The organism is Microbacterium profundi (assembly GCF_000763375.1).
Lineage (GTDB): Bacteria > Actinomycetota > Actinomycetes > Actinomycetales > Microbacteriaceae > Microbacterium > Microbacterium profundi.
Genome location: NZ_JPSY01000002.1, coordinates 149,274 through 172,517, shown reverse-complemented (window position 1 = coordinate 172,517; position 23,244 = coordinate 149,274). Strand labels below are relative to the sequence as shown.

At 60.3% G+C, this 23,244-nt stretch carries 15 protein-coding genes; 4 read left to right on the top strand and 11 right to left on the bottom strand.

Features of this window, described 5'->3' with window-relative positions:
- Window positions 1-33: 33 nt before the first annotated feature.
- The 11 genes from JF52_RS0111365 to JF52_RS0111310 form a co-directional block, all read right to left on the bottom strand.
- Entirely contained in the window at window positions 34-2,613 is a 2,580-nt protein-coding gene (locus JF52_RS0111365; protein WP_033106705.1) for an AAA family ATPase, read from the bottom strand.
- Between the two features lie 33 nt (window positions 2,614-2,646).
- Window positions 2,647-4,617: an AAA family ATPase gene (locus JF52_RS0111360; RefSeq protein WP_160175054.1), complete on the bottom strand. Its 1,971-nt coding sequence runs from the start codon at window positions 4,615-4,617 to the stop codon at window positions 2,647-2,649.
- A 5-nt stretch (window positions 4,618-4,622) separates the two neighbouring features.
- A complete protein-coding gene (locus JF52_RS0111355; RefSeq protein ID WP_033106703.1) occupies window positions 4,623-7,610 on the bottom strand; it encodes a restriction endonuclease in 2,988 nt (995 codons plus the stop codon).
- Window positions 7,610-9,598 carry a site-specific DNA-methyltransferase gene (locus JF52_RS0111350; protein ID WP_033106702.1) on the bottom strand — a complete coding sequence of 663 codons (1,989 nt, stop codon included), beginning with the start codon at window positions 9,596-9,598 and terminating at the stop codon, window positions 7,610-7,612. The genes JF52_RS0111355 and JF52_RS0111350 overlap by 1 nt, the downstream gene beginning before the upstream one ends.
- 55 nt (window positions 9,599-9,653) lie before the next feature.
- Entirely contained in the window at window positions 9,654-12,533 is a 2,880-nt protein-coding gene (locus tag JF52_RS0111345) for an SNF2-related protein (RefSeq protein ID WP_033106701.1), read from the bottom strand.
- A gap of 436 nt (window positions 12,534-12,969) precedes the next feature.
- Window positions 12,970-13,482 carry a DUF3846 domain-containing protein gene (locus tag JF52_RS0111340; RefSeq protein ID WP_033106700.1) on the bottom strand — a complete coding sequence of 171 codons (513 nt, stop codon included), beginning with the start codon at window positions 13,480-13,482 and terminating at the stop codon, window positions 12,970-12,972.
- Window positions 13,476-14,000, bottom strand: coding sequence for a DUF3846 domain-containing protein (locus tag JF52_RS0111335; protein ID WP_033106699.1), 525 nt, complete (start codon window positions 13,998-14,000; stop codon window positions 13,476-13,478). Before JF52_RS0111335 ends, JF52_RS0111340 begins: the two co-directional genes overlap by 7 nt.
- A 181-nt stretch (window positions 14,001-14,181) precedes the next feature.
- Window positions 14,182-14,499: a ribbon-helix-helix domain-containing protein gene (locus JF52_RS0111330; protein ID WP_033106698.1), complete on the bottom strand. Its 318-nt coding sequence runs from the start codon at window positions 14,497-14,499 to the stop codon at window positions 14,182-14,184.
- A gap of 190 nt (window positions 14,500-14,689) precedes the next feature.
- A complete protein-coding gene (locus tag JF52_RS0111325) occupies window positions 14,690-16,741 on the bottom strand; it encodes an NACHT domain-containing protein (RefSeq protein WP_152594879.1) in 2,052 nt (683 codons plus the stop codon).
- Window positions 16,696-18,146, bottom strand: a protein-coding gene (locus JF52_RS0111320; RefSeq protein WP_223309011.1) for an IS3 family transposase whose coding sequence is annotated in 2 segments (ribosomal slippage) — window positions 16,696-17,771 and window positions 17,771-18,146 — 1,452 coding nt in all. Because the reading frame shifts where the segments join, the coding sequence is not laid out codon by codon here. The genes JF52_RS0111325 and JF52_RS0111320 overlap by 46 nt, the downstream gene beginning before the upstream one ends.
- Window positions 18,147-18,207: 61 nt before the next feature.
- Window positions 18,208-19,575, bottom strand: coding sequence for an NACHT domain-containing protein (locus tag JF52_RS0111310; protein WP_152594878.1), 1,368 nt, complete (start codon window positions 19,573-19,575; stop codon window positions 18,208-18,210).
- A gap of 376 nt (window positions 19,576-19,951) precedes the next feature.
- Here JF52_RS0111310 and JF52_RS0111305 point away from each other — a divergent pair, with 376 nt between their 5' ends.
- The 4 genes from JF52_RS0111305 to JF52_RS0111290 all read left to right on the top strand — a co-directional run bounded on the left by JF52_RS0111305 (window position 19,952) and on the right by JF52_RS0111290 (window position 23,089).
- Window positions 19,952-20,719 carry a hypothetical protein gene (locus JF52_RS0111305; RefSeq protein ID WP_033106695.1) on the top strand — a complete coding sequence of 256 codons (768 nt, stop codon included), beginning with the start codon at window positions 19,952-19,954 and terminating at the stop codon, window positions 20,717-20,719.
- Window positions 20,720-20,724: 5 nt separating this feature from the next.
- On the top strand, window positions 20,725-21,810 hold the full coding sequence (locus tag JF52_RS17480; protein WP_160175053.1) for a hypothetical protein: 1,086 nt from the start codon (window positions 20,725-20,727) through the stop codon (window positions 21,808-21,810).
- A complete protein-coding gene (locus JF52_RS0111295; RefSeq protein ID WP_033106693.1) occupies window positions 21,807-22,520 on the top strand; it encodes a hypothetical protein in 714 nt (237 codons plus the stop codon). Before JF52_RS17480 ends, JF52_RS0111295 begins: the two co-directional genes overlap by 4 nt.
- 188 nt (window positions 22,521-22,708) lie before the next feature.
- Entirely contained in the window at window positions 22,709-23,089 is a 381-nt protein-coding gene (locus tag JF52_RS0111290; RefSeq protein ID WP_033106692.1) for a hypothetical protein, read from the top strand.
- Window positions 23,090-23,244: the final 155 nt, after the last annotated feature.

Genomic DNA, 23,244 nt, shown 5'->3' with positions numbered 1-23,244 from the left:
ATCGACGCTGACGGGGGCGCCACAATCACTGGCCTATGCATAGCTGAGGATGCGCTTATGCCACGCATCCACACGGGCCAGTTCTGCCTCTAGTTCGCCAGGGTCAGGAGCGACGAAGTTGACCTCTTCGCTCTTGTCGTGCCGCGGTGCCCACTTCGAGACCTGGCCATACCCGCTTTGGAAGTCGGTATTGTCCTCCGCCGTGATCTTTGCAAGGAGCTTCACCATCTTCGGTCGAACCTCGGTTGTCCCTCGATCAACGACCTTGCCGACAACGTCGTTGCGGACGATTCTCTCCCAAGTCTCGGAAAGCCGTCCCGCCCACATCTGTACGCGGTTGCTGTACTCATCCGGCGAAAGCATCGGCTGGTCCTTGCGGAGCCTCGCCAAATCTTCACGCAGATCACCGATCCGCTTCTTTGCGTCTTTTGCTTTCCACGGGTGCGTATCGAGTACGACCCCAGGGATGCCTCGAGTGTCCTTCACGATCGAGCGCTCTTGCATCGAAACGCCTTCTTCATCAGCCGAACGAATTAGGTCGCCAAGGAACGTCAGATCGTGGGTAAATACAATGATCTGACGCTTCTCCGCCAGTGCTGCGATGCGCTTGGCTACCTTTTCACGTCGGCCATGGTCGAGCGAAGTGATCGGGTCGTCCAACACGAGAGCCGAGTCGGAGTCATCGAAGTTCAGCTCAGTAAGCAATCCCGCTAGCCCGAGCGCCGTCTGCTCACCCTCACTCAAGACATCACGAACGGTCTTGGTGGTCAGTGTCGCCCCAAGCAGACCGGGCTTGTGCCGGAGCTTTCCCTTCCCGCCCCCCTTGTCGTCCAGTTTTACGTGATCGAGGCCGAGTCGGTCTGATTCGCGTGAAAAGCGATCGTTAACCAGTTCATTGACGTAGGTGCGCGTGAGCGCGATGGACTGCTTCGTGATCGGTTGAGTTGAGATCCCGTTTCGAATCATGGTGATGTCGCGCACAGCTCGCTGTCGCGCGGCGTCCTTCTTTAAGTTCTCGGAATGCTTCGCGAGTTCAAGCGCGTCTTTGATCTCATTCTTAGTATCGGTGGCGGCTCGCAATTGGGTTGCGAATTCGGCAGCGTCGATCCTCTCGGCATCCGCCTTGATCTGCCTTGCGTTGACTCTCAGTACGTCCGTATCGATAGGCACGAGCTCTACAAGCGGCTCTTCTATTTCGCCGCGCAGTCGTTGATCAATCCGAGACTTTGCGAGATCAGCCGCGTCGAGGACGCCACGAAGTTCGTCTGCCAGCCTTGAGTCTTCAGCTTCGATGGCCGCGAGTGCATTCGTTGTCGCAACGGTTGCAACCTGCAGCTTCTGCAGATCGTTCTTAGCACTCTGCGCGGCAGCTTCTTTGGCCTTTGCATTCTTGGCCGTCTCGTCATGAACGAACGAGCGGAACCGCGCAAGTCGCGCAGACGCATCCGAGCCGAGCTCCTGCTGGCAGAGCGGGCAGCGGGCGTTGGCATCAACGTTCGGGAAGTCGTGTTCATGGTAGGCCTCTTGACGTGAATACGCTTCGGCAGCTTCCCATAATGCCCTCCACGTTGTAGAGCCGACGCCGTCGAGAGGTTCGTCTGTGAAGTTCGACTTGGACGCAAGGTCAGCGGCAGCTCGGAGCTCCTGCGCTTCTATCTGAGTCGCTTCGAGCTTGGTGCCAGCGTCCACGCTCAGTTCGTTCCCCAACGTGTCGAAGTGATCCGCCAGAAGATCGAGGGACGCAGCGACCTTCACCAGCCGCGCCTTCTCGTTCACTGGGTTCGTCGATTGCAGACGCCCCTCTTCCTTTACGCGATCAGCGAGTACGTCCTCGGCCTTTGTCGGGAGTTCAACCGCTGCGTCGATCTGCGCGTCGGTAGTGTCGGCGTCGAGCGACACAGCGAAGGCACCAGCGGCAGTCGAGTCGAGAAGCCCTGGAACCTCGTAGGGCGCACCATCGACACTCGTCAGCGCACGATCCACGCCTCCCCGAAGTAGATCGGTAGCTTGGATGAGTTGGTCAAGCAGGGTTAGTGCTGAAGGGCGATAGCTAAGTTCAGTGTCGTTGACGAGATAGTGATCGCCGCACGCCTCGTCATAAAAGTGGACCTGACGTAGCTCCGCGTCAACGTCGTTCGGCCACACGAGTGTCCGTTCTTCTCCATCCACGCGATACGTGATGACAGCACTTTGTTCCTTCGGCGCAGTGGGGCTGAAGGCGTTCGGCAAGATCGTCTGCTGGTGGCGCGCTCCGACTGCGTCCTTGACTAGGCGGGCGAAACCAGACTTGCCGCTGCCGTTGTCGCCATAGATCACCGTCAACCCCGACTCGCCGAACGTTAGCTCTCCACCATTGGCGAGCGCGTTCACATTCGCGAGATCGCCAATCTTAGTTAGCTCAACTCGCGCGCCCGTGCTCGCGGAGGTTGGAAGATCCTTCGCCGTGAATTCAGAGGGTTCGCGCAGCTCACGTCCCGCGACCAAATCAGCCGAGAGCGATATCGCAAACGCTTCGTCGACTCCACCCCCTCGGAGTATCTGGGCTGCAAGAATGCGGATCCAGAGGGGCCGCTGATTCAACCAGGTAGAGATCTCTTCTTCAATCGACGGCATCGGTTGCTCTCTTCCATGTTGGGCCGGTGCTCATCAGACTGAGTCTCCTGGATTGTTTTGGGGCGACGGACGCATCAAAAGGTCTTCGATCTCGCGATGTAGTTGCTTCAAGATCGGCAAGCCGTATGTACTGGGAGATGCGCCACCTTCCTCGACGAGCCTGCTTGCGACGACACGCTTGCCGGGCATCTTCAGCGCGTGTTCGGACGCCCAACGGTCGAGAAACTTCGGCCAAACTTCGCCAGTTGCGTCTGGCAACGTTGGCATCTCGGGTACTACTGCATCCGGGTTGCACTCGGTCAGCAACTTCGCGATCACACGCAGATATGGGCCAGAATCCAGAAGGTTCTCGAGCGTCAATGCACCGAGGGTGATGATGCGCTCTGCGGGTACACCGCCCGCTATGAGTGATGAGCGTCGCTCGAGTCCGCCGCGATCCCCGTCCACCAAATACGCCACACGTGCTCCCGCAAGGTCTAGCTCCGGATACATCTCCGGAGCGACTTCCGACAGCCCGGGCGCAACCTGGTACTCGAGATCAGCGACACCAATCGCTCGCTTGATGAGCGTTGGCAACGCGAGCATTTCGGAAGCGCCCTCGCCGAGCACTACGTACCGAGCGGTCGAGAATGCAGCGGCTCCCGCTCCCATTGCTAGAAGCAGTGGAGAGAACCCGGCAGCAGCGCTCCAAAATGATCCTTGTATGACGCTGCGGTACTCGAGTGTCGGATGAGGGACAACTGCGCGGATATTGGAGCCTAGATCGGGTGGGAGACACGCAGGTGAATGGGTGGTGTAAATAATCTTCGCTGCCTGCTGCTGAGTCATGAACGTGTTCACCAGATCGGCTTGCGCATCAATATGGAGATGAGTCTCCGCTTCGTCGATCAGGAGAACGGGCGGCACCTGCTCTTCCCGCACTTCCAGGAACGCGACAAGAGCAACAAACATCTTCAGTCCAGCGCTGCGCTCATCGAACTGTGTGATCCGCCGACCGTCCTGCTTGATGCGAATGGACAGCACGGTGCGTTCCGTCTTCAGCACAACCGTCACGTCAGATTGCTTCCAGGCAGTCGCGAACTTCTGTGCAAGAGTCTGGTTTGCCGCGTCTATGAGCGTTTCACGTTCGCCCTCGTCTCCGCTCGTGTAGGTCGCCCAGAGCTCACGAAGGTCTAGCTCGGCCATGCCGACGAGATTGGCAAGTGACGCAGGAGGGTTTGCGACGAGCTCATCCGAAAGGGTGTGGGACGACTCAAGCGTCCGATCCTGTTCACTGAACAGCAGGATGTTTGGTGCCCTCTCATAGAGTTCCGAAGCCACACTGTTGGCTGGATCTTCGCGATCGATCCACGTCACCATCGCGCTCAATGCGGTGGTGAGCGGTTCGGCGACACCGTAACGTATCGCAGCGTCGCGAATCTCGCGCAATTCTATTCCGTGATTAGTGGCAACCGAGGCAATATCGCCTTCTCGCACGTCCTCGAAGAACGCGGATAACACAGCCTCTGCGCGCTCCGCCAAGACGGCATGTGCTTCATCGCTGGGTTCCACGTTGCCGTCCGCATCGGGCTCTGGATCCGAATAGGCCAGCTCTGCCATCACCTTCTTGGTGTGAGCAGCGCGAACCTTCTTGATGGCGTCAGCGAGCGGCGCGACGGCCTTGCGCGGAGACGGTTCGACTTCGCTTCGAACGTTTGACTCCCCGGCCGCTGTGCGTGAAATCCAAAGTGATGTCGGCGCATCCTCAAGGTCGTACTGTGCAGTTGCTTCTCGATCCAAGTCGTCAAGAATGTACTGCACACGACTTACAACCGCGCCATCCCCGATATTGAGCCCGCGCGATCTCTCGGAAGCCGTCAGAGTCGCGCCATTATCGATATACGCGAGCGCACGAAGCAGTGTCGTCTTCCCCGCCTCGTTTGGTCCAACGATCGCCACAACCTTGTTGTCGAGGTTCACGTTGCCATCGGCAAGACGACCGAAGCCGTGGAACTCAGCCTTCACCAGCCTCATATGTTCCAACTTCCCGGCGCAGATCGCGCGTAATCCTCAATACCAATCGCCTTGAAGTGCTGCTTCGCGGACTTGATCTTCGCGAGTTCGCTCGGGCGAAGCTTCGAGTCGTCCATAGTGCTTTTCGTCTCGCGAATCATGTAGATCCGGTCTTCACCGTCTTCACGCTTGATGATCGCCCAGTCGGGGTTATACGGGCCGACAGGTGTGTCGATCTTGAACTTCGACGGCAACTTCATGAACATCTTGACGTCCTCGCGAGAGTCGAGAAGTTCGGCGAACTGACGCTCAACGTCGGAGTCGTAGACAACGTAGTCGAAGTCGGTCTTCTGCTTGTTCTGCACCTGATACATCTGGTCGAGGAAGCGCTCCTTCTCTTCGAGCCCGTCCGCTTGCAGGTCCCGCAGTTCGTAGACATAGCCAGCAATCTTCTCGTACTGGATGCCGTCCACGACGATCTTGGACAGCTCGGTCTGCAGTGCGCGCTTTGCCATCGCGATGAAGTCGTTGGGGTTGCTAATGAACTCTTCGAGCCGACCAGAGCCGATCAGGATATCGACGATTGTCCGACGAGTGAGGGACGTCGCCTCTTGCAGTTCAGCGATGATGTCGGGGAGGTCGTAGCTTCCCTTGAGATCCGCCGAGCGTGTGCCTAGTTCGGCACCCTTCGCACCGCCGCGCAACACCTTCACACCGGCACGAGTGACTTGGATACGTAGTGCGTCAATCTTGGGCGACTCCCGGATCGCCTTGACCGAATTCTCGATGATCTGGTCGCGCTTCACGCTGACCCGATACGTGGTCTTACGGCTGATCGCGTGCCAGAAATCATCGAACTCCGGCGTCGAGTACAACTGCTTATTGAGCAGACGCGGGTGCCGATTGCTCTTGGGCCTGACGTAGCGCTCGATGCTCGTGTGGCGCACCAGGTCGATGATCTGCGGTTCGTAGTCGTCCAGATACTCCGGCAGATTGAGCGAGAATCCAATCGTGTCGGGAAGGAACTTCGACGTGACGTTCCCCTCTGCCAGATAGCCGTTCAGCGTCAGGTGGTCAAAAACCTCCTTCGACCATGTGAAGCCAAACAGTTCATCGGTGACCGCGCCATCCTGAGCCTGACGCGGGATCTTCGCAAACTCGCTGACGCGCACCCGGCCAATTTCCACACCAGCCGACTTGTACTCGTTCTGCAAGCTCTTCGCGAATGCCGTGTAGGACTCGTTCGCAATGACCGTCAGAGTGGCGATGCCACGGTCAGCGACGCGTGTATAACCATCCGCTGTCTTGGTGACAGGCAAACGAAGTCCACGGCCGATGGTCTGTCGACGCTCGACCTCAGCCCCCATCTCGCGTAACGTACAGATCTGGAAGACGTTCGGGTTGTCCCAGCCCTCGCGCAGCGCTGAGTGGCTGAAGATGAACCGCACCGGCTCGGACTCGTCGAGAAGCCTCTCCTTGGCCTGCATGATCAGTTCGTAGGCATCATCGTCCGCCTTGCTCGCTCCCGATGAGTCTTGGAAGCTCGTGACCTTGCCGCGCTTGATCTGCGAGAAGTACGCTCGACGCAATTCACTCGGAGCCTGCGGCAGGAGTTCCTGATAACGGGCGGATTTGGCGCGCTCTTCGATGAACACCTCATCGAACCACTTCACGAACTCACCATTGGCGTCCTCGTTGCTGGCTCCGTCACCGAGGAAGCTCACGACCTTGTCGACGAAGAACAAGCTGAGCACCTTGATGCCCTTGTCCCGAAGCATCGACTCCTTGCGGAGGTGCTCGCGAATGGTCTCGCGGATCATTTCCTTATAAATTGCACTACTCGAGCCGCCGATGCTCTCGCCCTCGTAGAGGAAGCCGTGCTGATTCAGTTCAATACTGCCCGGTTCACCGCCATACGCGATGTTCATCCCACTCATCACGCGCCAACCGTCATAGACGGGGTTGTTCGTGATTCGCGCGTCGGAAAGCTCCTGGTCCGGTTTCGCTGAAACAATACGTCGCTCAAGGCTCCCGTCAGCTTTCCGCACTGATAGCTCGACTCGAGCCGCCCAGCTTGGCTCACGCTTAACCTCAACGAGCTTGATGTACGGCGCTGCGTCGGCACCTTGCTGCTGGACATCCGCGACCACGATCTGCTTAACGAGACCGAGATCATGCGCATCGACCGGGTCGAGCCGGTAGACGACATTGCGCTGCTTCTTGTGCGTGGCACTGTAGCGAAGCGTGAAGGCTGGGTCGAGTTCACCCACTGCCGACTGCGAAAGTTGCGACTCCATGTTCTGCGGCTCATCCATGATGACCACGGGGCGTGTCGCCTTGAGGTAGTCGATCGGACGCAGGCCGTTGAGGTTGTCGCGAGTCTGGTGGATGATGCGAGTAGCCGAGTTTCCACGGATCGAGTCGATCGTCATGATCAAGATCTGCACGTTCGTCGAAGTGGCGAATGCCTGCACCTCTTCAGCGCTCTTGCCACTGTAAACAGAGGCATCAAACGGATACCCCGGATAGAGATCTTTGAAATGCTGACGCATCAAACGGATGCTGGTACTTACACCCTCACGAATGGCGACACTCGGCACGAGGATTACGAACTTCGTGAAGTTGTATTTTTGCGCCAGTTCGAAAATAGTGCGTAGGTAGACATAAGTCTTACCCGTGCCGGTCTCCATCTCGACGTCGAAGTCGAGCTCATCGTTGTAGAGCTCCGCCGCAACCTCGAGGCCATTGCGGTCCTGCACGCGTTGGACGTTCTGCAGCACAGTAAACTTATCGAGCACCACGTTGTTACCAACAGCGCCGACCTCCTGCGTGAGGTCGATATCGAGGGCGGCCTGATTAGTCTCCGTCAAGGAGACCTGGCCGCGCAGGGTCATGACAAGCTTCTCGGCGTCCTTAGGCTGACCGTCGAAGAGATCGACAACGGAGCCAATGGCGTCGAGCTGGAATGGCTGGCTGGGGTCGAACTTGAATCCGGCACTACTCATTACGTCGTCCACAGTTCGATGCCCTTGCTCTTGCAGAGCTGGACAAGGTTAGTCTTCAACTCGTCATCACCCTTGAATGCGTCTTCGAGCACGATCATGCGCGCAGGCGACTTGTCAACGAGTGCACGGAGTTGTTCCAACGTTGGCTTGACGTGTTCGTTCAGGTACGCGAGCACACCGATATCTCCGTCGCGGTCACGAACGATACGAACGTCGAGGTCAGCAACCTCAGCCGACTCGATCTTTTCAGTCAGTGAATAACCCTGCTTGAGCAGAACTTCGGTGAGAAGGTTGTCGGGTGTTGCCTCATCGGCGCTGCTGCTCTCGCGTAGATCAAGCATGTGTTGCTCGAGGGCATTGAGTTCGACGTCACTCGACAACTTCCACTTAGAGAAGTTTGTCTCGGCAAGGCGATAGGCACGTACACCAGTGTCACCCGAACGATCATCACCGAGGCGGTTCCGCTCCTCCTGCTCGATCGACTTCGCCGCGGCACGGATGCGAGCCACGGAGATATCAGCGATCGATGTCAGGCCCGCGGCGCGTGCATCGTGATTTTCAGCCAGGGGTTCTGGTAACTGAACTTGGATGAAGCGTCGTTGTCCTTCACCATCGGAATTGGCCATCATTACGGCATGTGCCGTTGTGCCAGAACCAGCGAAGAAATCAAGGACAATTGAATCCTGCTCCGTCGCCGCCTCAACGAGGAGCTTGATGAGGTTTACTGGTTTCGGGTAATCAAACCATTTTGGGTCCAGGCCAAGCTTGGCAATGTCGGCCGCGCCTTCATTTGTAGTGATGTCCATGATGAGGTCCTTAACCGTCGCAGCATCCACATCGCGAACTTTGGTATAGACCTTCCAACCAGAGGGAGATTCAATGAAGGCGAGATCGTATGATTCGGCTTCGACCTTTTTGGTACTCCACCGAAATGCGTGATACTCGTGTGTGCCATTGTTGTTCCGCTTTGGACTGATCTTGACGTACCCAGCATGAACGTGCCCATCCGTGACAGGGCCTGTCCGTATGTCGCCGCTAGCGGGGTCGTAATAAATGTCGTACACAAGGTTCGGGCGAGTCACCTCATTGAACGCTGAGTTCGTGTTGTAAAGCTCGTTCTTTAGTACGTATGGGCCGCGCTCATCGCTCTCAGGCTTGTAGTTGAAGCCCTTATAGATCGTGGGCATTAACACCTTGAGACGAGACGCGGAGCCCCTGAACTCAGGGGCATCGTCGCCTCGCCGGGCATAACAAAGCAAGTACTCCTTCGTTCCGGCCGCACCACTCGCCGAGATCTGTCGCCCCTTGAGGTTGCTCACCCAAACAAAAGTATTTAGGTAGTTTGACTCGCCGAAGACGCTGTCGCAGAGCTTCTTGAGATTGTCGTATTCATGGTCATCGATCGAGACAAAAATGACACCGTCCTCGGTGAGGAGGTTGCGCGCGAGCTTGAGTCGCGGGTACATCATGTTCAGCCAATTCGAGTGGTAACGACCCTCGGTGTCTGCGTTGGTTGAGAGCTTCTTGCCCTCCTCATTGACCTGACGTGTCCATTCCAGGTAGGTGTCGAGGCCCTCCTTGAAGTTGTCGGGGTAGACGAAGTCTTTACCGGTGTTATATGGCGGATCGATGTAGATCATCTTGATCTTGGCGTGATAGTGCTTCTGTAGAATCTTGAGCACTTCGAGGTTGTCGCCCTCGATGAAAATGTTCTTGGTGGTGTCCCAATCCTTGCTGTTCTCAAGGTCTGGTCGCAGCGTTGCGGTCGTCGGCTCCTGAGCAGCACGCAAGGCACGTTTCTTCCCCGGCCAGAACAGGCCGAAACGCTCGTTGGGCTCGGCAGCGTCCGTGCTGAGGAGTTCCTGGAGCTTGGCGACGTCGACCTTGCCATCGGCAATGGCTTCCGGGATCAGATCGGCTAGCTGCGCTGCCAGCTCGGTCTGAAAGTTCGGTGTCGTAGATGGTGTTTCGTTAATGTCGTCGGTCATTTGTCGTTCTCCGTGATTGCGTTAGTAGTTTCGTGTGCGATCGTTGCCGTGCTGCTCATGCGGCGACCCTCCATCGGATCGTGAACAGCTGCTCGGTGTGCTGCGTGCCCTTGAGGGATTGCTCGATGAGGTCAAGGAACTTGTCAGCCTCAGCGCGCAAGCTCTTGCGGGTGTCGCGGAAGTCTTCATCGGCGTCCTCGGCGCGTTGCTCCCAGCGGCGGGCTTCCTTCTTGTGGCGAAGTTGCTCCATCGGGTCGTCTGCCTGACGTGCGAGCTTGCGGGCTTCCTTCTCCTTGGCGCGGTACTCGCGGATTTGCCCTTCATGCTCCGCCTTGCGATCCTGCTGGTTTCGATACAGCAGCTCTTCCTGTTGGTCGTAGTAACGAGAGTTGCGCCCTTGGACTTCTTTTTCGAGTTCAGTCCGGCGCGCGTCCAGGTAGGGAGCAAACTTGGCATCGTCCACCTCGATCAAGCCGTCGCTGGTGCTGACGCAGGCCAGATCAAGGATGTCCGCCACATACTCGTGGTCGAGCCATTCGCCGTCGTCGGTGAGCGTGCCGGCGAGCATGTAGGACTCGGAGATGTCGTCGTGTTTGGCTTTCATACTGAAAGTGACCAAGTTGACCGTAAGCTCGCCACTTCGGCCTTCGAGCGCCTTAGCCGCGCCGCTCGCGCGCTCCGACTGCGCGAGGCTGAACACTAGTTCGCGGCTCGGCGTCGCGCGCTCTTTCGCTTCCTCGAGCACATGCTGAGCGAGCGGGCTGGCGTAGCGATACTGATGGGCGTTGTCGAGCGGCTGGGACTTGAAGTAGTAACGGCCAGTCGGCGCATCATCGACAGGTGAATTGTGTAGCACGAAGTGACGTCCGTCGCCCTCGAACGTGGCGTAGCTGGCCAGTCCGTGACGAGTAACTGCGAGGAGCAGGCGCTCGAACTTGTTCAGCACCTCTCCCGACTCCGTGTCATATGCCTTCAGGCGGTCTTGCACGTGCGGATCAAGGTTGTCGAAGACCTTCGCCTTGGCCCGGGCCATCTCACTGGATATCTCACCCGCGTACTCGGCCTCCAGTTGCTTGAACGCGCCGTCGAGTTCGTCGGCGGTTCGGCAACTAGTGAGGATGTTGCTGATGGTCTTCTCGAAGTCGAGGCCATCTTCGATTGCTCCCAGCACTTCGTCGCTGGCACCGAAGACGCTCTCGAACAGGTGGAACTTGTTCGCCAGTAGTTCGAGGATGCGTTGCTCGGCGATATTGCCCTTGTTCGAGAAGTTCACGACCACAACGTTGTGCTTCTGTCCGAACCGGTGCGCACGGCCGATGCGCTGCTCTACGCGCTGAGGGTTCCAGGGCAGGTCGTAGTTGACAACCATCGAGCAGAACTGCAGGTTGATACCTTCGGCAGCTGCCTCCGTGGCGATCATGATCGTACCCTCGGTGCGGAAATAGTCCACCAAGGCTTTACGCCGGTCAGCAGCGGGAATACCCGTGATCAGGTCGCCGTCCTTGTTGGCCACGAGCCACCTCTGATAGATCGCCGCTGATTCGGGTGAATTGTTGGAGCCGTTGAATAGAACCAGTCCTTCGCCGCGCCCGATGTCTCGCAGGTGACGGGCGATGTATTCCTGGGTCTTGGTGCTGTCGGTGAAGATGATCGCCTTCTGAGGGGCACCGATCTCTGCAAGTCGTGCGAACCCCTGATCCAGGGCGTCGCCGAGTTTGGCCGCTTTCTGGTTGACCGTGATCGAACGTGCCAGCGCTGCAAAGCTCCGGAGTTCGGCGACCTCGGCCTCGATGCGCTGCCGAAGTGTTGGATCCGCACCCGCATCGACCTCCGGCCCGAACGCCGTGTCCTGGTTCTCCTCGACTTCCTCAACCTCGTCACTGGTGAGGTCCTCGTCAAAGAACAGACCGCCACGCGCATCGCGGCTCTGACCGGCGTCAAGCTCGCCGGCCAGTCGGTTGGCGATGTTCTCCAGCGTGCTCGAGACTGCGTACGTTGAGGAGCCGAGCCGCTTCCGAATGATCAGCGCCGACAGATGCCGCTGCGACCCGGCGAAGGCGAGCAACTCATCCCTTTGCAGGTATTCGTTGACAAGGTCGTATAGACGCACTTCCTCCGGTGACGGGTCGAACTCGACTGTCAGCGGCAGTCGCTTGGTGAAATGGATGTACTTATCCGCGTCTCTGCGCAGGGTCCGCTTGGCGATCGTCCCGACCCGTTCGGCCAGGTCATCACCCGAGACATCACGGTTCTTGATGTAGCGCTCACGGAACGCATCGAGCGAGTAGAAGTAGTCCGGGCTAAACACCGAGACCAGGCCATACAGCTCTTCCAGCCTGTTCTGAAGCGGAGTCGCTGTCAGGAATACCGTCTTCGATGCACCAGACACCACATGGGCGACAGCTTCGGAGACCTTTGCCTTGCCGTTCCAATAGTTGCGAAGCCGATGTGCTTCATCGGCAATGACCAGGTCCCACGCTTTCAGCAGCGACTGCTCGTTGCGCAGTACAAACTCGTACGAGCAGATTAGAATCTGTGGGGTTCGCAGTCCTGACGGAGAGAGTAGCGACGCTTTGGACTTCGCGTCGAGCAAGGCAGAAGGGATCAAGAATTTCTCAGATAGCTCCTGCTGCCACTGCTGCCGCAGACTCGACGGAGCCACGATCAGGATGCTGCGCTTCCGCTCCGCCCAGTACTGCGAGATGACGATCCCCGCCTCGATCGTCTTGCCCAGCCCGACCTCGTCCGCGAGAATCACACCGGGCAGGAACGGCGTCTGTAGCGCGAAGAGAGCCGCATCGATCTGATGCGGCTTGGGCTCGACCTGCGCGTCGAAAAGGAGACCAGCGAGCTTCCCTACGTGGTCGTTGGCGTAGCTTCGTTGAAGCTCGTGAGCAAAGTACTTGGCCTGGTAGTCGCTGAGCGGAGTCGTCACGAGACAAAACTCCCGACTGCCGAGGCACGTGAAGTTGGCATCAGAACAAGCGACGCAATCGCGAAAGCCTTCGGGCAGGGGTAACCGATCATGCGTGCTCCTTTCTCCACAACCTGGCGGTCGGCGCAGTTATCCACAAAGCGTTCTCTCAGAGTATCGGCGACCGCGGACAGCGGGCCGATGCGCTTCGGGTGATTCGATTCCGGGAGAGACCTCGAACCGGAAGATGAATACTGCGCTTATTATTGCATGAACAGGGATTTTCGTGAACCCTTTCACCAACGCGGGGTTACCCGGTGCAGTCTTGTATGGTGCCCATCACCTCTCCACTGGGGCGTCTTCACCATTTGAAAAGGCGGCGACCGCTCCAGCCGAACGCTCAGGAGCGCTCAAAGCTGGGCAGTCGCCGCCGTAGCGGAGAGGTACGCGAAGTCGCTTACGCCGCTCCTCCGGTGTCGCTGGCGTCCTCGACCGGCAAGACGCGAACATCCTCGGCCAAAGTCCACGGTTCGAGCGTGACCATCGCCCAGACGACCGCCTCCCAGTAATCGGGATAGATCGCCTGGTTGCCGTACCACTTCGGGTCACCGGTAGTTCGAACCTCGACGCGGTAGGACGTGTGTGCGAGTAGTAGTCCGCGCACGGCGTCTGGTACATCGGTGTTCTCGCCATTTAGGTCAGGAAGACCGACGACGACCGCGCTACCGGCGAGCACTGCCGTCTGGCGTGCTGCAGGCACGTGGTACCACCACAGGAACGAGGCTCGGGAGTTGAACAGCAGTTGCCGTACACGCCCTTCTTCGTTGACGTAGATGGTCACGCCGAGGTCGTGTAGGTCGATCGCTTCAATCCACCCACCGACGGCCGCACGGTAGTCCTCAAGCCCCGCGAACTCGCGTTGCTCGAGTGGCTGCTCGGCATCCGCTGGGATGATGATCCCGGTCACCATGATCCACCTCCCCACGCACCGTGCGATTCCTCCGTGGGCTTGTGAACGGTAAAGCGGAAGCCGGGTCCGGGATCGGTGGAGTGAGCGAATAGCATGCACCAGAGCGCTGCCTCGTAGACATTGCCGAAGCGAGCATAGGTGTCACGCCAGACTCCGTCGTCGTGCGGGCTGATCTGCACAACGAACTCGTGTGGGTTCAGTAGTCCGTCAAGCACCGGCTCCGGGATCTCCGCGCTCCCATCAGGGGTGACCGTGCCAGCAACAACGACGTCGCCGACGATGGCACCTGCCGTATCGCTTCGGACGTTGTAGTACCAGCACAGTGCCGTTGCCCGACCGTTCATACGCTCGTGCTGGCGGGGTGCCGCCTCGTTTGCCCAGAACGTGATGCCGAGTACCGGTATGTCGAACGGCTCGAGCCAGCCACCCGCGACTTCTTGGAAGTCGCCGATGCTGGCCAACTCCTCGACGCGTGGCTCGCTGGCCTGGCTATGCGGGATGACGATAGTAGTGACCATCGGTCCCACCTCCTTACTGTTGTCGCGGCCGAGAACTCTGGTGTTCTCTGACAAGCCGCGGGGCAGCAACGAGGGACAAGTGGTTTTGAGGGCAGCCGCCCGGGGAGAGCGCGCTGGCTGCGCACTGCAATCCCCAGACGAGCCGCCCCTCTGCTCCCCAGTTCAGAGGGAGCTCTTGGTGTCAGGCAGAGCCCGACTTGGCACGCGACGCTTTCGCTCCCGTGCCACCGAAGATGGCCTCGATCGCGCTCTGCTTGGTCTTCGCCTCGCGTTCGATCTCGGCCCTGACCGTCTCGGCACGCTGGAGCACGTTGGGATCGGACTTGCTGGTCTGAATCCAGGACTCCAGCGCGAGCCGGATCTCTTCGGTGACGCTGCGGTCGTTGAGCTGGGCGATGACGTCCAACTGCGCCCGCAGGTCGTCCGTGATGCGCACCGCGAGGGTTCGCACCGGACTGGATGTCGCCGATGGTTCGGCGACGGGGTTGTTCTCACTCATGGTGAGCCTCCTCATCAGGAGCGGCGGATGAACCCGGGATGGGTTCGTCTACACCGCATGCCAATGAGGAGCGAGGTCGATTATGGGCCGATGCTGTACGGCGTCAATCTTCCGTTCGCGAGCGTTGTAAATAATACGGCGACCGGAGCCTTGAACAGATAGTGCTCATGAGCGAAACGGTGGGTTCAAACTACTGGAAGATCGGCGCCAAGAGTTCTCGTCGACGCGCGCGCCAGACACCACGGTCGAAGAGTTCCATGGCCTCGTCAAACCACGCGAGATTCGCTGGTTGGCGTAGCGTGTTCACGTCAAGTCGCTCGTAGATGCTGTCCCGCACAAGTGGGGCCTCGATTATAGACATGTTGAAGAGGGGCATCATCGGCATACCTGCTCGAGCGCCCCAGTCAACCACACGCAGGAACAAGTCGGTCAATGCGTCCCACGCTTCTTCATACTGCGCATCCGTCCACCCCGGAGCGCGCATTCGACGAACGCTTTCGGCGTACTCGGCAATGACGTCAATTCGCCCCTCGGCGGTTGCCCAAGTGGCGGGGTCTGTCTGGAGGATCTCCACTACAACCAGCTCAAGTCCACGGTGCCGGAGAGCCTTACGGACTACTCGTTCAAGGTCGATCGTGTCGACCCGGGCAGTCACATAGTCCAGTGGTCGGCGATCGGGATCGCAGATGACCCTTCGGTACAGCTCGACAACATTGGGCACTGCGATCGTGTCTGGAGAAAGGAGGATATCGCCAATTGCCCGGTACGTTTGTCGCATTCGCTCTGCATCGGTTCGCCATTCAGAACGGTACTGGGTCAGCACCTGCTCAGAACGCTGTGGCTCTTCGCGGATCAGGGCGGTGTCAGTGGCGTTGCCGCCGTGGATGATCACATACTCCCAGGCGCCAACAACTGCCCATGGGTAGTTGACCGTCTCCCTAATCGCCTCCGCTGATAGCCCTTTTGCACAGAGATAGGCGAGGACATCCCCGTACTCTCCAGCAATCGCGGCAGCCAGCACTTTTCCTTGTCTGAATGCGCTGGGACCATACTGCTTCTCGACCAAATAGACAGCGTAGAACTCCGCTGAGGTAAGAGGCCCTTCGTCTCCGATGAAGGGTGCCGGATCCAGTTTCAAGGCGCGAGCGAAGAAGTGCGCCAGTCGCCAGCGCGGCTCCGGCATGCTCGTTTTCGCGATCCGGCGCGCGAGGCGTGCTGCGTCCACATTCGCTCGGATGTCCTCCTCCCATTCATCTGCGAGGCCAACGAGGCCAGCCTCAACAGCGTCGACGTATGCTTCGGCGCCGTCATCAGCTGAGTGACGCGCAAGGAGCATGCAGGCTTCGACCAGGAGTGGGGCATTGTGGTTTGGACGCACCTGCAGTGCCGCGATTAGTTGCTTCAGGTACGCCATCTCCAAGTTCTCCGCCGAGGCGCTCAATGGTAGCCAATCGTCTATGACGTCCCCGTCGATGATTGCCTGGAGGAGTTCGACTCGCGCCTTCCTGTGCTCAAGTATCAGACGGGATTGCCAGCCACCTGCAATCCGGTCGCGCTCAAGAAAGTAGTCTCCGACCCCGGGGTACAGGTCAGACTGCTCGATCAACGTCGACAGCAGCTTCCCCGCAGTTCCGGACAAAAGCTTGGGATCATCGTCGTGAGTATCCAACCATTTCATCAATGCCATGCGCGCCGGACCAGGAAGGACTGCGTATAGATGGGTGATCGTCACCGACCAGTCATCACCGCGCTCCAGAAGGGACGCGACTTCCTCAACGAGACCGTCCGGGGAATCGGCGCTGAGGCTGGCACGCAGATGCATCCCAACGAGATGCTCTTGAACGGTTCGATGGACCCAGCGATATGACGTATGTAGACGACTCGCTGCATGATCGGCGACCGTAAAGAGACCCTCTGTGCGAATCAGTCGGTTGACTTTGTCACGGTCTTTCTTCTTCGTCGCATTGAGGAGTGCGTCCAAGGTTGCGACTTCTCGCCAGCCTGCTCCGCGGCGCGAATCTCCAGCGTCTCGGGCAAATCCCGAACCGTCGGCCATCTGCCAAGCGAGGTCTGTAACGATGCGGACAAGGTCGTTGATCACAACATCGTCGACTTCTTGCGCCCCAGATGCTTTCCAGATCCGCTCGAACGTCAAGGCGATGCGGAATTTGTCAAGGCGAGTGAGGCCGGTGGGTGTTAGGCGGCGAGTTGGATCTCGTCGGTTGGTGGCTGGTTGATCCACGCGGCCGGGTCTCGGTCGAGGATCTTCGGTCGCGTCTGTCGCGTCGTGAACCGTTCGGGGTGGGCGCGGCGGGCGGCCTCGAGTGTGGCGTCTCGGTCGCGGTCGATGGCGTCGGCGTGCCCGTAGTGCACGTCGGCGGGCGTGTGCATGCCGATGCCGGTGTGCCGGTGGTGGTGGTTGTAGGCGTGCACGAATTCGTCCAGGAACTGCCGTGCGTGGGCGAGGGAGACGAACCGGTCGGGGAAGACGGGCAGGTACTTCATCGTCTTGAACAGCGCTTCGGAGTAGGGGTTGTCATTGGACACGTGCGGTCGGGAGCGGGACGCGGTCACGCCGAGATCGGCGAGCAGGGTGCGGACGGTCTTCGACGTCATCGAGGGGCCGCCGTCGGAGTGCACGACCTCGGGGGTGCCGTGGATCCCGAACGCGTCGGTCATCATCTCCTTGGCGAGTAGGCCGTCCTCGCAGGCGTGCACGATGGCGCCGACGATGTAGCGGGAGAAGATGTCGATCATCACGTACGCGTCGTAGTACGTGCCTTTGACAGGGCCGGCGAGTTTCGTGATGTCCCAGGTATAGACCTGCCCGACGGCGGTCGCGATCAGCTCCGGCACCTTCCGCGGCGGATGGGTCGCGAGCCGGCGCCGCTCCCGTACCTGCGTGTGCTCGCGCAGCACCCGATACATGGTCGAGACCGAGCCCACGTATTCGCCGCGCTCGAGCAGGATGGGATAGATCTGCAACGGCGGCTTGTCGACGAACTCGTCACTGTTGAGCGTGGACAGCACCAGCGACCGCTCGACGCTCGAGAGCTTGTTCGCTGGGGCAGGACGAGCCGACGGCGGCTCGGGGTCCGGTCGGCGTGCGCGGGAGGCGGCGCGGGTCGCGGTCGCACGCGCCACGCCGGTCAGGGCTGCCGCCTGCCGGGTCGGCACGTCCGCGGCGGCCAGTTCGACGTAGGTGTTCATGAGCGCTTCCCGCGCCGCGGGTCGGTGTCCGCGCTCTCGGAGATCTGCCCCAAGAGCGCGTGCGCTTTTCCCATGATCTCCAACGCCGTCCGCGTCATCGACAACTCCACCTCGGCCTTCCGCAGTTGCGCCTTCAACCGGGCGTTCTCGGCCTGCGCGGCGCTGGGACGACCGACCGCTTCGCCGGGGTTCTTGCCCTCCAGCAGACCCGCGTCGCGCTGCTTGCGCCACTCCGAGATCAGCGACGAGTACAGGCCATGTCGGCGCAGGTATCCCGCGCCCTCACCCGTCTCGCACGCGACCTCGTACTCGGACAGGTACTGCAACTTCTGGCCCGGCGAGAACGAACGCCGACGCGTCGGCCCGTCCGGGATCGAGGGTGCGCTCACGACTCCATCATCGGCCGCGACGACCGCGACCGGGGAACTCAAACTCATCAGATTGGTGATCCTTCAACTCGCCCCACGAGGCGGACTTGCTATAAACCGGTGGACTCACTCAACCCTGACACGTAGGGATGTACTGGTCGTACAGATCCGCGATGGTGTGGAAGTCTCGGGAAAAGCCCGCCACGTAGGCGACAAATCCAAGGAGCAAGGGGCTGTCAGCGATGTCGGCGATCATGCCCTTGCCTATCACGTCAAGGGTTCGCGCTTTCCGCTCGTCATCCGGATCAGGGAACCAGAGATCGAGCAGCTGCCGGATGCGCTCGCTGCGCATCCGGCCCGTCCAGACGACGTCCGAGCCCGCCGCGCCGCGTATCTGGATGTGGGAGGATGGCCGCGCTGACAGCACGATACTTCCCGGAAGCATCCCCAGCACCTCCAATGCTGCCTCCAATCGCGAGCGGGGGGCGCCATCCGGCACTTCGTCGAAGCCATCAAGACACACCAGCGCATCCCGCCGTTCGAGGAGTGCACGAGCAACCTTGCTGCGCGCTGCATCGTCGAGAGGCCCATACGTACGCGCCGCAATCGTCAGCATCACCGCCACGAGTTCCCCCACGGGCAGCGCATACTCAGGAAGCTCGTCGGCCAGTTCAGTGAGCGGCAAGAATAGCGACACTGCCGTTGGGTGCACTTCCATGTGCCGAAGCACCGCGCCACGGAGCAAGGTCGACTTACCCGTCCCCGGCAGGCCGTAGATGACCACGCGCGCACCGGGCGCCTCCAAAAGTCCATTGACGTCGTCCGTCTCATCGCGCCAGAGTCGAGGCAACTCGGGCACTCCTGACTCAGCTGTCTGGGTCCGTTCCTGACGCTCAGGATGTGCGTCGAGGAGCGGGGCAAGCAACGAGGTACGCAGATGCTGCGGATAGTGCTCGGGCAACAGCTCCATCCGCCGCCTCAATTCCCGCTGGACACGCTCCGGCCAGACGCCGCTACGGGTTGCGCGTGTTTCTCGGGCAATTAGTTCGATCTCTGCGAGCAGGTGTCCGGCGAGCCGGTCGATCACTGCGTTATCGCGATCCTGGCGGATCTGCTCCGGTAGCACGGCTCCGAGCTCTTTCCATGCCTCAGTTTGCCGCCAGCGCTTCTCCGTCTGACCCGTCTTTGTCTTGTTTGCCGGCCCTGGGGTGATGCGAAGCAGATGACGCAGAGCGGCCCGCTCCCGACCGTATTCGGCAAGCCCCTTCAGACGACTGTGTAGCAAGTCCCAGGTGTCAGCATCTGTCCAATCGTCATCGACGGCGCTCATCTCCCGAAAGAGTTGGTTGGTCTCAGAGCAGCCGACTTCCGTGCTGACATCCTTCGGTGAGCGCCATCCAACCTTGTGGACTCCTGGTTTCTGCCAGTGCAGGAGGAGGCGCAGTTCATGAAGCACACGTGTTCGACTCGCGGTAACGGTGACTCCCAGATCGGACATAGTTCATCGTATCGAGCGCGTCAGTGCTGACCTTCCACCTCCAAAGCGTTCCACGTGTCCATACACGATGGGCCTCTGGCCCGCACCGATTCTTTCGGTGCGGGCGTTCTCCCCTTCCCCGGTCATCAGCCCTTTCAGTGGGCGCTGACAGAGCACTGCCACATCGACACTGCCCTCGCGCCCCGTCTGTCAACGACCGCGATCAGGCTGAGCCCATGACCACGAACACCCGAGCACCTCTCGATCCAGCGCCACTCGAACAGGCGACGGCGATCCACAGATGCGTGCCGAAGGGAAAGCGCTTCGCACCAACGAAGCCCTACCTGCTACCCGAACGTCTCTCTCACTCATTGCGACATGAATCAGGAGCACTCTAATGACTCTTTCCACCGTACGCTGCACCGCTTTCGGTGCGGCCCTTGCCCTCACCTCGGTTCTTCTGCTGGCGTCATGTGCCGGTGCCCATGGCACGGCCGAGGCAGATCAGCAGCTCGCCGCCTCATGTCCCGCGAAGTCGATCGCCTCGACCACTGCGATTGACGTATCTGGCTCGTTCCAGTCCGACTCAGTGCACACCGGCACCTTGGACGCAATCGCCATCGAAGTACGCCGTACCGCCATCTGCGGAGGTCATCTCCGGGCCTTCGCGTTCGCTTCCTCGACCGGCGCGACCATGATGCTCTACGACGGCGACCTGATCGTGGATGCGCCGACCGAGAACGCCCAGCTCCGTAAGGCCGGCAAGCTGGCCGACCAGACGCTTGCCACTATCACCGAGCACTATGACCGAGCGCTCACGGATGTCACCGGCTATGGTTCGGATCCGCTCGGGATGCTGGCACTCTTCCAGCAGACGAACACCGCCTACCCGGGTCATGCCCTGACGAACGTGCTGGTGACCGACGGTGCCCTCAATATCGGCATCGACCCGACGTCGGTGCCCAACGCGGACGCCGCCCGAGCGCTCGCAGATCAGCAGCAGGTGCCCGATCTTTCCGGCGCGGAGCTATCGATCATCGGGATCGGGAAGCAGGGCACGGGCGAGTTGCCGTCGTCGGTGATCGCGAACTTGACGGCGTTCTGGGAGCAGATCTGCCGGAACACCGGCGCGAGCACCTGCCACGTATCCACCGAGGGGCGGTGAGTACCGTGGCGACAACTCCTAAGACGAACACCACGCCGCTGGACCCGCTGGTTGTTGCGGACGACGCCGAGGATGCTGCGTCTCGCGTGACGATCCCGCATGCGGAGCAGGCGACCGTGTTTGCCCGCCCCGATGGCATCGGGCACCTCTGGGTCGAGGACGAGTACGACGAACTCCAAGAAGAACAGCACCATCTGTGGTCAGCATCCGCCGACAACACGTCCCGCAAAGTGGCGATCGAAGCCGCCAAGCTCCGGACAACCGCGGCTGAGGCCGAGGCCTTGATCGCCGCGAACCGAGCAGTGGTCGACGCGGCCCGCGAGCGGGCTGTGCGTACGACCAACGTGCTCGCCCCATTCCGTCGCCGCGCAAAGGGCGCCAAGCTTTGGTACCAGGCCGGTAAAGCGGGACTGCTCTGTGGCGACGTCGCGGGGTTCGGCACAGCCGCAATCTGGCTGGGCGAATTGCCGGCCATCGCCATCGCGCTCGCCAGTAGTGCGGCTATCGCAACTATTGCCGCGGGGCTTATCGGCGTCGATGTCCGCGACCGTGAGCAGCGCCGCCAACGGCAACTCGCCGTTCCTGATCCGTCACAAGCGCAGCAAGAGTTTCCACACCTATTCATCGAGCCCAGCGGCGGTGTGCTTCGCCGAATGCTCATGCTCGCGGTCGTCACCGCCAGCATGATCGGGGTCGGCATCGCCGCCCTCCGCTCTGCCGTTGACGATCCGTTCGTGGGCATCGTGTTCGGCGGCATCGCTCTCGCCGTTGCCGGGGGTTCCTTCCTCGTCTCCTACGCCGGAGCCGACGAGGTTGCTGATCTCCTCGACCATGCCGATGCGGACTACAACCAGACAGCCCAGAAGCACCTAACGCTGAGCGGCCACCCGGCCTTGCGATCAGCTGCTGGGGCGGAGGCCGAAGCAGAGAGCATCACCCTCGAACACTCCGCTCGCGGCGAGGCGGCTGAACGCCGCGTGCGATCGCTGAAGTGGGGCATCCTTCGGCGCAACCCCAGCCACGCCGGCCACGGCCCGGCGACCGCTCGTATCGGCGGCCAGACCCCACGACGAGAGGACACCCGGTCATGAGTTCGCTACTGCTTCCTCCCGGCCTCAGCAACGGAGGCACCCTCGGCTCACAACCCTCACCAGGCACCGAAGTACAACTGCGCTGGCCCGGCCTCGATCCCGTCGAGCCGTGCCTGGACATCCTCATCTTCGACGACTCCTGGTCACTCTGCGGCCTCGCCGGCAACGACCCAGTCGGGAACCGGTACTCGGAAGCCCGGCGGGCAGTGCAGCTGCTGGCACAGTGGACGACCTCCTCTCGGCAGCAAGTTGCGGTCGCGCATTTCGACTACCCGAGCATCGGCCTCGACAACCCCCACCGGCTCGACCGTGCGACGAGTCGCGCCCAGGTATTGGCCTCGCTGACCGCCCCCTCGAGTGTTGTCGGTTCAAGTGCGCTTGCCCCCGCGATGGGCGCAGCCAACCGACTAGCCCGGGCTCATGGTGGCATCGTCCGCTGCACGATCTTCTCCGACTTCGAACTCACCGACGCCAACCCGTCGCAGCCGTATGACGAGATGGCGCAGTTCCCCGGACAGATCCACACGGTTGTCCTCAACGCCAACCCACCCGTCATGCTGACGGCGCGTACCAACGTCACCATCACGCGCATCGCGACCGACAGCCCGCCTGGGCTCGCGGCTGCGGCCCTGATGCACTCGCTCACCACAGGCCGGCGTGGTGCCCGACGCTCAGCGCTGCGTCAGCCGCGGTCACGGAAACCGCCCTAGCCGAACAACCAGCAGCACCCGTTGTTGTGATCTTCACGACATATCCGAACAGAACATTGACTTCCGCTTGGAATTGGCGCACACCAATACGCCTGGCTCCAAGTGGGCTCCAGACCTCACCACGGTGAGGAACCACAACTGAATAGGCAGCCCGCGAGGGAAGCCAGACCTCATGAAAGGAGGGCGATATGACGACATCACCAAACGAGAGGGAGGCTGCGTCGGTCGGTGCACTCCTCTGGATCACGGAAATCGGCACCATACCGATGGCCGCTCCTGAGCAGTACGGCGGACGGCGGTGGGATGAACAGCTGAACAACGTCGCAGAGTGGGCCAAACGAGAGGGCATCACGCTGACGACAGATGGTGACCTGTTCGCCGCACACGTATCCGGCACCGGCTCATCGGGCGAGCGACTCGGCAAGCTGCTCGAGTTCGTGGACAAGTACCCGACCAAGAAGCTCTTCGTCCCGGGTTCGGTGTTCGCGAATCTCAGCCCTGCTGATCGGGCCATGTACATCACCACCTTGGATGTGCATGACACGGAGCTGATCATCTGCGACCAGTGAGGTCAAGGCCGTGTCCGCTGTCGAAAGGCAGCGGACACGACTCCCTATCCACGAATGACGTAAAAAGCACATCATTCGCGACTAGAAGATTGACGGCCGATTCGGGCTAGTGCACAGTCAACCGTCTCCACAGCTCGCGCCATCTGCGAGCCCGA